This window comes from Polynucleobacter sp. Adler-ghost, from assembly GCF_018688495.1.
Classification (GTDB): Bacteria; Pseudomonadota; Gammaproteobacteria; order Burkholderiales; family Burkholderiaceae; genus Polynucleobacter.
The window spans coordinates 1,900,312-1,913,521 of sequence record NZ_CP061320.1; the positions used below are offsets into that span (position 1 = coordinate 1,900,312).

14 protein-coding genes and 1 other RNA gene are annotated in these 13,210 nt (G+C 46.3%); 4 read left to right on the forward strand and 11 right to left on the reverse strand.

Features of this window, described 5'->3' with window-relative positions; translation table 11 throughout:
* The first annotated feature begins 11 nt into the window (after nt 1–11).
* Both ruvA and ruvB read left to right on the forward strand, forming a co-directional pair.
* A complete protein-coding gene (gene ruvA, locus ICV89_RS09830; RefSeq protein ID WP_215308471.1) occupies nt 12–596 on the forward strand; it encodes a Holliday junction branch migration protein RuvA in 585 nt (194 codons plus the stop codon).
* A 31-nt stretch (nt 597–627) separates the two neighbouring features.
* The gene (gene ruvB, locus ICV89_RS09835; protein WP_215308472.1) at nt 628–1,695 is read left to right on the forward strand and encodes a Holliday junction branch migration DNA helicase RuvB; all 1,068 of its coding nucleotides are present in this window, start codon (nt 628–630) and stop codon (nt 1,693–1,695) included.
* A gap of 29 nt (nt 1,696–1,724) precedes the next feature.
* Here ruvB and ICV89_RS09840 read toward each other — a convergent pair whose 3' ends face one another.
* Together ICV89_RS09840 and tyrS are read right to left on the reverse strand one after the other, a co-directional pair.
* Nucleotides 1,725–2,264, reverse strand: coding sequence for an HPP family protein (locus ICV89_RS09840; protein WP_215308473.1), 540 nt, complete (start codon nt 2,262–2,264; stop codon nt 1,725–1,727).
* Nucleotides 2,265–2,331: 67 nt separating this feature from the next.
* Entirely contained in the window at nt 2,332–3,567 is a 1,236-nt protein-coding gene (gene tyrS, locus ICV89_RS09845; RefSeq protein ID WP_215308474.1) for a tyrosine--tRNA ligase, read from the reverse strand.
* A gap of 89 nt (nt 3,568–3,656) precedes the next feature.
* On the opposite strand from tyrS, the gene ICV89_RS09850 reads away from it, so the two are divergent.
* On the forward strand, nt 3,657–4,787 hold the full coding sequence (locus ICV89_RS09850) for an anhydro-N-acetylmuramic acid kinase (RefSeq protein WP_215308475.1): 1,131 nt from the start codon (nt 3,657–3,659) through the stop codon (nt 4,785–4,787).
* A gap of 16 nt (nt 4,788–4,803) precedes the next feature.
* Here ICV89_RS09850 and erpA read toward each other — a convergent pair whose 3' ends face one another.
* From erpA to rplM, 4 genes are all read right to left on the reverse strand, one after another.
* A complete protein-coding gene (gene erpA / locus ICV89_RS09855; RefSeq protein ID WP_215308476.1) occupies nt 4,804–5,190 on the reverse strand; it encodes an iron-sulfur cluster insertion protein ErpA in 387 nt (128 codons plus the stop codon).
* An 83-nt stretch (nt 5,191–5,273) separates the two neighbouring features.
* Complete coding sequence (argC, locus tag ICV89_RS09860; protein WP_215308477.1) at nt 5,274–6,332, reverse strand: N-acetyl-gamma-glutamyl-phosphate reductase; 1,059 nt, start codon at nt 6,330–6,332, stop codon at nt 5,274–5,276.
* Between the two features lie 112 nt (nt 6,333–6,444).
* Complete coding sequence (gene rpsI / locus ICV89_RS09865) at nt 6,445–6,846, reverse strand: 30S ribosomal protein S9 (protein WP_015422033.1); 402 nt, start codon at nt 6,844–6,846, stop codon at nt 6,445–6,447.
* Nucleotides 6,847–6,855: 9 nt separating this feature from the next.
* Nucleotides 6,856–7,284, reverse strand: a complete 429-nt coding sequence (gene rplM, locus ICV89_RS09870; RefSeq protein ID WP_015422034.1) for a 50S ribosomal protein L13 — start codon at nt 7,282–7,284, stop codon at nt 6,856–6,858.
* A gap of 416 nt (nt 7,285–7,700) precedes the next feature.
* Between rplM and ICV89_RS09875 the strand changes: the two genes are divergently transcribed.
* Entirely contained in the window at nt 7,701–8,126 is a 426-nt protein-coding gene (locus ICV89_RS09875; RefSeq protein ID WP_215308478.1) for an OsmC family protein, read from the forward strand.
* 11 nt (nt 8,127–8,137) lie between these two features.
* On the opposite strand, the gene rnpB is transcribed toward ICV89_RS09875, so the two are convergent.
* The 5 genes from rnpB to nudB all read right to left on the reverse strand — a co-directional run bounded on the left by rnpB (nt 8,138) and on the right by nudB (nt 13,201).
* Nucleotides 8,138–8,444: RNase P RNA component class A (rnpB, locus tag ICV89_RS09880), an RNA gene on the reverse strand.
* Nucleotides 8,445–8,510: 66 nt separating this feature from the next.
* Nucleotides 8,511–9,569, reverse strand: a complete 1,059-nt coding sequence (gene pyrC / locus ICV89_RS09885) for a dihydroorotase (RefSeq protein ID WP_215308479.1) — start codon at nt 9,567–9,569, stop codon at nt 8,511–8,513.
* A gap of 2 nt (nt 9,570–9,571) precedes the next feature.
* Nucleotides 9,572–10,894, reverse strand: a complete 1,323-nt coding sequence (locus tag ICV89_RS09890) for a glycerate kinase (RefSeq protein ID WP_215308480.1) — start codon at nt 10,892–10,894, stop codon at nt 9,572–9,574.
* Between the two features lie 9 nt (nt 10,895–10,903).
* Nucleotides 10,904–12,727, reverse strand: coding sequence for an ABC transporter ATP-binding protein/permease (locus ICV89_RS09895; protein WP_215308481.1), 1,824 nt, complete (start codon nt 12,725–12,727; stop codon nt 10,904–10,906).
* 9 nt (nt 12,728–12,736) lie between these two features.
* Nucleotides 12,737–13,201 carry a dihydroneopterin triphosphate diphosphatase gene (gene nudB / locus ICV89_RS09900; protein ID WP_215310394.1) on the reverse strand — a complete coding sequence of 155 codons (465 nt, stop codon included), beginning with the start codon at nt 13,199–13,201 and terminating at the stop codon, nt 12,737–12,739.
* Between the last annotated feature and the right edge of the window lie 9 nt (nt 13,202–13,210).

Below are 13,210 nucleotides of genomic sequence, written 5' to 3' on the forward strand. Positions count from 1 at the left end.
AAGATCTTGACATGATTGGTCGCATTCAAGGAATTCTCGTTTCAGTTCATCCACCTCGCCTCTTGGTCGATTGCCAAGGTGTTGGTTATGAGATTGATGTACCTATGAGTACCCTGTACCAATTGCCAGAGACCAATCAAAAAATTACATTACTTACCCACTTCCAAGTCCGAGAAGATGCGCAGCAGTTGTTTGGATTTGCCACTGAAACTGAGCGTGAAGCATTTAGACAACTGATCAAGATCAGCGGCGTTGGTTCACGCACAGCACTTGCGGTACTTTCTGGCATGAGCGTCAATGAATTGGCGCAAGCGATTGCGATGCAAGAGGCAGGGCGCCTAACTCAAGTGCCTGGTATTGGTAAAAAGACTGCTGAGCGTCTTTGCCTAGAGCTTAAAGGGAAGCTGGCTCCGGATTTAGGAATTATTGGCGGTCAGCCTCAGACAGTTGAAGCAAGTAGCGAGATATTGCAAGCCCTCTTGGCGCTGGGTTATTCAGAAAAAGAGGCTCAGCTCGCCCTCAAACAAATCCCTTCGGATACCACCGTATCAGATGGTATCCGCATGGGTCTTAAATACCTCTCGAAGTCTTCATAACCAGTCGCCCAAACACCACTACACTTGCAGTATGGCAATCCACACAGAAGACCTCAGCTCAATCCCCGAAGATTTACCAGAAGGCAATGACCGCATCGTTAGCGGTGCAGCAGGTAATTCTGAAGCTGTTTTTGAAAGGGCCTTGCGCCCAAAGCAGCTTGATGAGTATGTAGGTCAAACTAAAGCACGCGCCCAATTAGAGATTTTTATTACTGCGACTAGAGCAAGGCAAGAAGCCCTAGATCACGTCCTCTTGTTTGGCCCTCCTGGATTAGGCAAAACTACCTTAGCCCACATCATCGCCAGAGAGCTTGGCGTGAACTTACGCCAAACCAGTGGCCCGGTTCTAGACAGGCCCGGTGACCTTGCAGCATTGCTAACCAACTTAGAAGCAAATGATGTGCTCTTTATTGATGAGATTCATCGTCTCTCTCCGGTAGTTGAAGAAATTCTCTATCCCGCTCTTGAGGATTACAGCTTAGACATCATGATTGGTGAAGGTCCTGCAGCGCGCAGCGTCAAGATTGATCTCAAGCCCTTTACTCTGATCGGCGCTACAACCCGTGCCGGAATGCTCACCAACCCACTGCGCGATCGCTTTGGCATTGTGGCAAGACTCGAGTTCTACACTACTGATGAGCTCACCAAAATTATTACGCGCTCCGCTAGCTTACTCAAAGCCAATATTGATCCCGAGGGGTCAATTGAGATTGCACGGCGCGCTAGAGGCACTCCACGTATTGCGAATCGCCTATTACGTCGGGTACGGGATTATGCCGAAGTCAAAGGTACAGGTACCATCACTAAAGACATGGCTGATGCCGCATTAAAGATGCTTGACGTAGACCCAAGCGGCTTTGATGTGATGGATCGTAAATTGCTTGAAGCTATCTTGCATAAGTTTGATGGTGGCCCCGTTGGTATTGATAACTTAGCGGCGGCTATTGGTGAAGAGCGTGACACTATTGAGGATGTCTTAGAGCCTTACCTGATTCAACAAGGCTACCTGCAAAGAACATCCCGTGGAAGAGTGGCTACGCGTCAGGCGTATGAGCATTTTGGCTTAACGCCACCTAGCGATCAAGATCTCTTGAAATAATTCAGATCAGCTGAGGAAAATTGCCCATTTTAGTTTGGTCTATTGGGATAAGTTTTACCAGTTAAATTGCTGTAGGCCGCCCCAACCAAAACCAGCAATATAGAATCTATCATTATCGGAAAAATTGCATACCGAACATGCATGACGTTACCAAGCACCACAATTAAAGCAATTGCAGCGGCCGGGGGGTGCAAGCAGCGCAAAATAAACATCCCCAAAATAGATAAGCTAGCTGCAAATGACATTGCCATCAGTGGATCGCTCACAAAATGAATTACCGAAATACCGACTAAAGCAGATAAGGTATTGCCTGCAATGACTGCCCAGGGTTGGGCCATAGGGCTCTGTGGAAGCACGAAAACTAATAAAGCACTTGCACCCAAAGAAGCCATAAGCCATTCATTAACGCCACTTAGATCTCCAAGATACTTTGAGATAGTGAGCACCAGTAAAAGGCCCGTAAATACTCCAAACACCGATCGAAAGCGCTCTAACCAAGAGACGTATGGCTGATCTCCGCCAAAATAAAAAGTATATTTCTTTAAAAGATGGTTAAGCGAATGTCTCATCGTGATTCATATTTTTTCTCTCAAATAGCAAAGTGATGCATTAAGTGGTACGTCTATTTCTTGGCTACTATTTAATTAGCGTCACCTTAGCAAACTTGCGCTTACCTACCTGTACAACATAGATACCAGTCTCAACCTTTAATTGCTTATCAGCAACTGTTACACCATCAATCTTCACACCGTTTTGCTCGATATTGCGTATAGCTTCTGATGTCGATGGGGCAAGACCTGCAGCCTTGAGAAGGCTAGCAATCCCCAGCGGGGCACCTGAAATATTGACTTCAGGAATATCATCTGGCACACCGCCTTTGGCTCGATGATGAAAATCTTCTAAAGCTTTTTCAGCAGCAGCTTGCGAATGGAAACGAGCGACGATTTCCTGTGCGAGCAATACTTTGCAATCTTTAGGATTTCTTCCGCTAGCGACTTCTTGCTTCATTAAATCAATTTCAGCCATAGGGCGGAATGATAGTAATGTGTAGTAATCCCACATCAATTCATCGGAGATGCTCAAGAGCTTGCCAAACATCTCGCCAGCAGGCTCACTGATGCCAATGTAATTACCTTTGGACTTACTCATCTTATCCACGCCATCCAAACCAACGAGGAGCGGCATTGTCAAAATACATTGTGGTTCTTGTCCATATTCACGTTGGAGTTCACGCCCGACTAAGAGATTAAATTTCTGATCAGTACCGCCAAGCTCTAAGTCACTCTTCAAAGCAACAGAGTCATAGCCCTGCATCAATGGATACAAAAACTCATGCACAGAAATGGGAACACCACTGCGGTAGCGCTTAGTAAAGTCATCGCGCTCCAACATTTGCGCCACGGTATATCTGGCAGCCAACTGAATCATACCGCGTGCGCCTAGTGGATCACACCACTCGCTGTTATAGCGAACTTCAGTTTTAGCGGGGTCCAGCACCATGCTCGCTTGACGATAGTAAGTCTGGGCATTGACAGCAATTTCTTCAGCAGTCAGCGGCGGGCGTGTTGCATTCCGTCCAGAGGGATCACCAATCATGCTCGTGAAATCACCAATCAAGAAAATCACGGTATGACCCAAATCTTGGAGCTGACGTAATTTATTCAGTACAACGGTATGACCCAAATGAATATCAGGCGCAGTAGGATCTAAACCCAACTTAATCCGCAAGGGAATGCCTGTTGCCTGGCTCTTAGCTAGCTTTTGAATCCAATCCGCCTCAACTAATAACTCATCACAACCCCTTTTGCTTACTTCAAGGGCTGCAAAAACTTCGGGGGTAAGTGGGTATTTTTGTTCTGGTTTAGCCGTCATGCTGTATTGGTGAACTGATTCGGTTAAATTAGTATTTAGATTGCTAAAGCATAATTGTCGCATTCCTGAGAATAAAGCCCTGATACCGCATGAATAAGCCCCACACCCTCTACATTGGCCTGATGTCTGGTACCAGCCTAGATGGGATAGATGCTGTACTGGCAAAGATTGGGGCGGCTGGTGATACCAGCCTTTTAGGGTCCATGAGCACTGCATTTACCCCCGAATTGCGTAAAGCCCTTCTGGACTTACAGAGTCCCGGACCAAACGAGATTCACCGAGAAAATCAGGCTGCCAACGCCCTCGCGATAGCCTATGCAGATGCCGTTAAGCATTTGCTTGCCGAGAATGATCTTTCTCCTGCAGATATTAATGCGATTGGCGCCCATGGCCAGACCATTCGCCACCAAGCCGATCTTACTCATCATCTGGCTTATACGCACCAGACTCTCAACCCAGCACTTCTTGCAGAGTTGACTAGAATTGATGTCATCGCAGACTTTAGAAGTCGAGATCTTGCCGCTGGTGGTCATGGTGCCCCCTTAGTGCCAGCCTTTCATGCGCAACAGTTTGCTACAGATAAAAATATCGCCGTATTAAACCTCGGCGGTATTGCCAATCTCACTCTCCTGCCAAGTAAGGGGGAGGTAAAAGGATTTGATTGTGGTCCTGGCAATATGTTGATGGACGGCTGGATTGCGGAACAGCAAGGTCATACATTTGATGAGAATGGCACTTGGGCAGCCCAAGGCACAGTCAATCAAGCACTACTTTCAAGAATGATGGCCGATGCATTTTTTGCAAAAGCTCCGCCAAAAAGTACAGGCCGTGACGACTTTCATTTGGAGTGGCTACAAAAGCACATTGGTTCAGAAAATATCCACTCGGAAGATGTGCAAGCCACCTTATTACAACTGACTGTGGATTCGTCACTCCAAGCAGTGCTGCGTTATGCGCCGCAAACCCAGATTCTTATTGTCTGTGGTGGTGGTGCCCGCAATACCGCATTACTAGATGCATTTAAAACCAAAGCTAAAGAAGTATTTAATAACCCACTCGATATTATGACCAGCGATGCACTTGGCATTGATCCTCAACTAGTAGAAGGTCTTGCATTCGCATGGTTAGCGTGGGCTCATAAAGAAAAACGGCCAGCAAATTTGCCAGCCGTTACGGGAGCGAAAGGTCCTAGAATTCTAGGCGCCTACTATCCAGCCTAAGTTATTAAGCCTGTTCTTATGCAGAGAAAGAAGATCCGCAGCCACAAGTAGTTTGGGCGTTCGGATTTTTAATCACAAACTGTGATCCATTGATATCTTCTTTGTAATCAATCTCAGCACCAACTAAATATTGGAAGCTCATTGAATCAACCAGTAAGGTCACGCCATTCTTCTCAAATAGGGTGTCATCTTCGTTCACGGCATCATCAAATGTGAAGCCATATTGAAATCCTGAGCAACCGCCACCTTGAACAAACACGCGCAACTTCAATTCTGGATTACCTTCTTCAGCAATCAAGTCAGCCACTTTTGCAGCGGCGCTATCCGTAAACACCAATGGAGTTGGTGGCTCGGCGAAGTCTTGTGCTGGTTGCGTAGTTTCTTGCGTAGCTAATTGGGTCATGATTTACTCCTAATTCAAAAGGCGATGGTTTATTTTAGGCTTTTAATTCCAAGTGTGCTGAAGGGTCTTTCCAATTGATCCTATTATGGTGAAACCGCAATCTGTGTCAATCCAGTGGTCTCAGGCAAGCCAAACATCAGGTTCATACACTGAACCCCTTGGCCTGAAGCACCCTTCACTAGGTTATCCTCAACCACCAAAATCACTAAAGTATCGCCATCACCAGGGCGGTGAATAGCAATCCGCAAACCATTACTACCCCTCACTGAGCGTGTTTCTGGATGACTACCCGCCGGCATCACATCGACAAAAGGCTCGCTTTTATAGAAATCTTCATAGAGCTTTTGGAAATCCACCTTCATTCCAGCCTCAGTCAAACGCACATACAAGGTTGAATGAATGCCCCTAATCATAGGCGTTAAGTGCGGTACAAAGATCAGACCTATCTGATCATGGCCAGCGATGGCCTTCAAGCCTTGGACAATTTCTGGAAGATGGCGATGACCTTTAACAGCATAAGCTTTGAAGTTATCACCAGATTCTGATAATAAAGTCCCAATTTCTGCCTTGCGTCCAGCACCTGAAGTGCCTGACTTAGAGTCAGAAATAATATGCGTGCCATCAATGAGCTGTTTGCCACCAGTAGACTTTGGTGAAAGTAATGGGGCAAGCCCAAGCTGAACAGAAGTGGGATAGCAACCAGCCAATCCGACGACGCGGGCTTTTTTAATTTCTTCACGATTAATTTCTGCCAAGCCATAAACTGCCTCAGCCAAAATTTCTGGGCAGCCATGTTCCATGCCATACCACTTAGCAAATTCTTTGACATCTTTTAAACGGAAGTCGGCAGCCAAATCCAAAATCTTCACATTGTTAGCAAGCAATTCTTTTGCCTGTGCCATTGCTACGCCATGTGGCGTTGCAAAGAACACAACATCGCACTCAGTTAATTTGGCTTCATCCGGTGTGGTGAACTTGAGATCAATGCGACCACGTAAAGATGGAAACATCTCGGCTACTGGCGTGCCAGCTTCAGTGCGAGAGGTAATGGCCTGAATCCTCACTTCGGGGTGCTGCGCCAATAAGCGCAGTAATTCCACTCCTGTATATCCAGTGCCACCTACAATGCCAACTTTAATCATGCCATTCTCCAAAATACCGACAGATGAATTTTATCTCTCTAATGCCTAGATTGTAGAAACAAAAAGGGCCGCTTGCGCGACCCTTTCGATAAAACTGAAGCGACTGAAAGAATTAGCGCTTGCTGAACTGCTTACGACGACGCGCGCCATGCAGACCAACTTTTTTACGCTCAACTTCACGAGCATCACGAGTCACCAAGCCTGCTTTAGACAGAGTTGGCTTCAAAGCGTTGTCGTAGTCGATCAATGCACGAGTAACGCCATGACGAACTGCACCAGCTTGGCCAGTTTCACCACCACCGCTAACGTTTACTTTGATATCAAAGGTTGTTAGGTGAGCTGTGAGAGCCAAAGGCTGACGAGCGATCATGCGTGATGTTTCGCGCGCAAAGTAAGCATCGATAGGTTTACCGTTAACAGTAATCTCACCTTTGCCAGATTTAATGAATACACGTGCTACAGAGCTCTTGCGACGACCTGTACCGTAATTCCAATTTCCGTAATTAATAGCCATTTGGTTTCCTTAAATCTCTAACGCTTTTGGCTGTTGAGCCGCATGCGGATGACTGGCGTCGCCATAGACTTTTAATTTCTTAATCATGGCATAACCTAGTGGGCCTTTTGGCAACATACCCTTCACAGCCTTCTCTAATGCGCGACCTGGGAAACGATCTTGCATCTTGTCGAAGTTAGTAGAGCTAATACCACCTGGGTATCCGCTGTGACGGTAATAAATTTTGTTCAAGCCTTTTGTGCCTGTAACACGTAGCTTAGAAGAGTTGATGACAACAATGAAGTCGCCAGTATCAACGTGTGGGGTGTATTCAGGCTTGTGCTTGCCGCGTAGACGGAGTGCCACTTCACTGGCGACACGACCGAGGACTTTGTCCGTAGCGTCAATCACGAACCATTCATGCACTACCTCATGGGATTTTGCAGAAAAAGTTTTCATGATTTCTCAAATTGTTATAGTCAAAAAATTACTCCAATCAAACTACGTCCACCTTGGCCCTGCTTATGTTTGCAAGCTCGCAGATTCTGTAATTCACTTGGTAAAACAATTACCGCTGACTGGTTCGGTAATTCAGTAAAGCCTTGAATTGTAACCCAAAAAAAACCCAGGAACGAGTCCTGGGCTGGAATCCACCTATGTTTAAGTGGAGGAGACACTGGGAGGTAAATCAATCTCTTATATAAGACTGGCTACCAATGTGGTTATTGTATCGAGAAATATGGTGCAACGCAAGAATATTGACCAAAATCAATTTTCTGCTGCTTTTTGGCAAAAAACAGCTAGCCACTACAAGCGGTAATTATTGGTAAACTATTGATAATATTGATTAATTTTTTAAATTAGGGGTCGCTAACATGGAATGTCAAGTAAGTTGGTTGGGTAATGGCGGCATGGCGTTTTCGGCAAAAACAGGTAGTGGCCACCAACTCACCATGGATGGACCACCTGAAGCTGGCGGCAAAAATAGTGCCCCAAGGCCTATGGAGCTGATTTTGGTAGGAACTGGCGGCTGCGCTGCCTTTGATGTGGTTTTAATCCTACAAAAGGCGCGCCAAGAGATTAGTACTTGCGATGTCCAGCTGGCAGCCGAGCGGGCAGAGACTGAGCCCAAAGTATTTACCAAAATTAATCTGCATTTCACAGTTAAGGGTAAAAACCTCGATTCATCTAAGGTTGAGCGGGCAGTAAAGCTTTCTCATGACAAGTATTGCTCCGCGACAACCATGCTCGCTAAAACGGCAGAAATTACTTATTCCATCGACGTCCTGAATGACGAATAAGTGTTGAGAAAGTGCAGAGTCAATCGATAAGCCGGATTCTGTCGCCCAGATTTACATCTAGGGGCAATCATTCCTCTAGGCCGGCAGTTACCTGACGGCTCAAGCTCCCTACCCGCAGACTCAGCGGGACGCCTCATCGCCTGCTTACTTGGGATTGCTCCAGGTGGAGGTTACCGCGTTTCACCGTAACCAAATACGCTCGTCTCTGTGGCCCTATTCCTCACGTCACCGTGGATGGCCGTTAGCCATCACCCTTCCCTATGGAGTCCGGACTTTCCTCCCCCTCAATAAAGAGGCGGCGATTGCCCAATTGACTCTGCGCCTGCAGTCTAACGCAGTCGCAGAAATTTATCCTAAAAATGAATAGAAAAAGTCTTAACTGGCTTAAGCCAAGGTCCAAGCAATAGTTTCACCTGCACGAAGCGGCACAATCGTGTCACCACCCAAAGGAAGCTCTGCAGGAATATTTTGCGCCTGCTTCACTAAAGTTACTTTCTGAGTATTGCGTGGCAATAAATAAAAATCTGGGCCAAAGAAACTAGCGAAGCCCTCAAGTTTGTCCAACCTGCCAACACTCTCAAATGCCTCAGCATACAAACCTAAGGCATTGAAAGCGCTGTAACAGCCAGCACAACCGCAAGCAGCCTCTTTAGCGCCCTTGGCGTGGGGCGCACTATCTGTACCCAAGAAAAATCTAGGGCTGCCACTTGTTGCTGCCTCTAGCAAGGCAATACGGTGCTCTTCACGTTTAAGTACTGGCAAGCAGTAGTTATGTGGACGAATACCACCAGCAAAAATCGCATTGCGATTCATTAATAAATGTTGCGGAGTAATCGTGGCAGCGATATTGTTTTTTCCAGCAGTTTGCGCATCACGCACGTAGTGCGCAGCTTGTTTAGTAGTAATGTGTTCAAACACAATCTTGAGCTCAGGAAAATCTTTACGCAAAGGTTCGAGTACTTGATCAATGAACACCGCCTCACGATCAAAGATGTCAATATGCGCACTAGTCACTTCACCATGCACTAACAAGGGCATACCGACAGCCTGCATTGCTTCAAGTGCAGCATAACATCGCTTGATATCACTCACACCTGCATCACTGTTAGTTGTCGCTCCTGCAGGGTAAAGCTTAAATCCAGCAATTCCAGCATCCTTTGCTTTACGCACTTCATCAGCAGTAGTGTTGTCCGTGAGATACAAGGTCATTAATGGTGTGAAGCTAGTCACGCCTAAGGATTGAAGGTTAGCTTCAATGCGACCACGATACGCATTTGCCAACTCAACCGTAGTCACTGGAGGTTTCAAATTTGGCATGATGATGGCACGGGCAAATTGGCGTGCGGTATCCGCCAATACATCTCGCATCACTTCACCATCACGAATATGCAAATGCCAGTCATCTGGCTGAATCAGTTGAATTTGTATTGGGCTATTGGACATAATTATTTATCTAGCAAGATGATGCGGAAATCATTCACGTTTGTCAGTGTGGGGCCAGTTTCCACCAAAGCATCTAATTGCGCAAAAAAACCATAGCAATCGTGCTGATCTAGATACTGTGCAGGGATCAAGCCTTGTTTATTAGCGGTCTGGCGGATCTCAGGGGTAAACCATGCACCGGCATTCTTTTCACTACCATCGATACCATCGGTATCTGCAGCCAAAGCAGAGACATTCGCAAGATCGCTTGTTGCGGCGAAGAATGAAAGTAGGTATTCACTACAGCGACCACCGCGGCCTTTAATTCCATTGGGGATAGTTACTGTGCACTCACCACCCGAAATGAGCGCGATTGGCTTATCAGCCTTCATCATTAAGTGTTGATGCACCAAAGAGGCTTGCTCTATCCCTACAGTTTGCGCCTCGCCCGTAATGGTGTCGCCCAAAATCACTGGCTCATAACCTTGTGTGCGAACGTAGTCTGCTGCAGCCTCAAGACTCTTATAGGCCGTAGCAATTACATGATTACTTACCGTCGCATTTTGTAGATCTGCTTCTTTTAGGGTCTCTGGAACTTCCCCAGCAACACCACGCTGCAAATGGGATGAAACAGACTCTGGAATAGAGTTAGAACTTAAGTGATATTTAGCCAAAATATCCAATGCATCTTGGTAGGTCGAATAATCTGGCGCGCAAGGGCCACTGGCAATGTCTGCAGGAGAATCTCCAGTCACATCGGAAATCAGCAACGCTTCCACTCGAGCACCACGTGCAATAGCCAGTCTTGCCAAATTACCACCCTGAATCGCTGACAAATGTTTACGAACGACATTCATCTCTTCAATTGGCGCACCAGAGCGTAATAGCGCTTCGGTAGTCTTGCGCATATCTTCGATACTGATGCCAGCTTGAGGCAAAGTGAGCAAGCTTGAACCGCCGCCGGAAATTAAGGCAATTAAAACATCGCCAGCTTGTAATTCACCAACCAAGCGATAGATTTCTTTAGCGCCGTCCATACCCGCTTGATCGGGTACGGGATGACCTGCTTCAATAATTTGGATATGACTAGTAGGGGAGTTGTGTCCATAGCGGGTCAATACCACCCCCTCAATAGTGGCATTAGGCCAACAGCTCTGAGCATGTAATTCTAGTGCGCTTGCCATTGACGCACTGGCTTTGCCTGCGCCCACCACTAAACATCTTCCCTTGGGCTCAAAGCCTTGAGGAAAGATCTTGCCGAGGTATTCAGGAACGATTTTGTTTGGGTCAGCAACTGCTAAAGCTGCGGCAAAGGCATTTTTGAGAATAGTTTCTTGCTGGCTCATGTAGGCATTCTAATCAAGAACAATGCGCTCTTGCATTTGCCACATTTCAGCATATCGGCCATCAGCAGACAATAGCTCTACGTGCGTTCCACGCTCCACTATCTGGCCATGTTCCATTACCAAAATTTGGTCAGCATGAATAATGGTAGAAAGCCTATGGGCAATAATTAAAGTCGTACGGTTTTTAGCCAAGCCAAGGAGCTCCTCCTGAAACGCCCGCTCAGTTTTAGAGTCCAGCGCCGATGTTGCCTCATCAAAAATTAACATGGCTGGCTTTTTGAGTAAGGTGCGCGCAATCGCAACACGCTGCTTCTCGCCGCCAGATAATTTCAAACCACGCTCGCCTACTTGGGTATCGTAGCCATCTGGGAGATGCTTAATGAAACGATCAATCTGCGCTGCCCTGGCAGCCTCATGAACCTCTTCAATCGAAGCGCTGGGATTGCCATAAGCAATGTTGTATCCAATGGTGTCATTAAACAAAACGGTGTCTTGAGGAACGATGCCAATCGCTTTGCGTAAGCTCGATTGAGTGACATCCACAATGTTTTGCTCATCAATGAGAATTTTGCCGGACTGAACATCATAAAAACGAAATAGTAAGCGGGCTAAGGTACTCTTACCAGCACCGCTTTGGCCTACGACAGCAGTAATAGTTCCCGCTGGAATATTAAAGCTAACATCCTTCAGAATCTCACGTTTAGCCTCGTAATGAAAAGAGACATTCTCAAAACGAACATCCGGGCCGCGACCTTGATTACTGATGTGTAAAGGCTGAGCATTAGGCACATCCGCAATCTCCTTCTCTGTATTGAGAAGTGAAAACATACGATCCATGTCTGTCAGCGCCTGCTTAATCTCACGATAGATCACGCCTAAGAAATTTAGTGGGATATACAACTGAATCATCAAGGTATTAACCAATACCAAATCCCCCAAGGTCATAGATCCATCAATCACACCCTGAGTTGCTCGCCACAAAATTAAGACTAATCCAACGGCAATAATTGCTTGCTGCCCAAGATTGAGTACGGCTAAAGATTTTTGAGACTTCACTGCAGCTGTTTGGTAGCGGATCAGATTTTGATCGTAACGACTAGCCTCAAAGGCTTCATTACCAAAGTACTTCACCGTCTCAAAATTCAATAATGAATCAATTGCCTTCTGATTCGCCTTGGAATCCATGTCATTCATAGTGCGGCGGAAATGCGTTCGCCATTCTGTCACCACTACCGTAAAGACAATATAGAGTACCAAAGCAACTAAGGTAATAATGGCAAACCACATATCGTATGCGTAAGCCAGGTAGCCAAGCACCAAGCAGAACTCAATCAGGGTTGGTAGGATGCTATATAAGGAATAAGAAATCAGCGACTGAATACCGCGAGTACCACGCTCAATATCTCGACTGACTCCCCCAGTTTGACGAGCCAGATGAAAGCTGAGGGCCAAAGAGTGTAAATGCTCGAAAACCTGCAAAGCCACTTTACGCACTGCATTTTGAGTAACGCGAGCAAAGAGGGATTCGCGTAACTCAGTAAATAATGAGGCAGATATTCTTAATAGGCCATAGGCCAATATCAATCCGGCTGGTACTACTAATAAAACTTGAGGAGAGTCCGCTTTGATATTGAGCTCATCAATCAATTGCTTCATCAAAATCGGAATGCCAAGATTGGTAACCTTAGCAGCAACCAAGCATGTCAGAGCGATCGCTACCCTAAACTTGTATTCCAATAGATAGGGAAGTAAGTCACGAATAACCTTCCAGTCACTACCCTGTGATGGCTTCGAACCTGTTGCTGAATGATGATGCCCTGATGAATGTCTCATCACTCTATCTTAGTCAGTTACGCTCTGACGTGCAGAAAATAACTTGAGAATTGCCGCACCATTGCTGGGAGAAAAACATAGATTCACTGCTTCAGCGTGAGGCAGCCATTGATAAGCAACGTGCTCTCTTGGCGCCAATTTGACTGAGACCTCATCTGGAACCAGTAAGGAGAACCAATGCTCGGTATTTCTGGTCACTCCAGGGGCGTAGCGGTGACGCCATTGAGGATAAATCTCATACTCAATCTGATGATGCATATCCTGCAAGGAGTTCGCTGGCAGAGATTGCACATCAATTCCGGTCTCTTCAAAGACTTCGCGTGCGGCGGCAACACTAAGATCCTCATCAAGGAAATCAACGCTACCGGTGACGGATTGCCAAAAATTGACTTTATCGGCCCGCTCGATTAGCAAGACCTCCCCATTTGATTTGTAAATAACAACTAAAACCGAAATGGGGATTTTCAAGGTGATTTAAATACT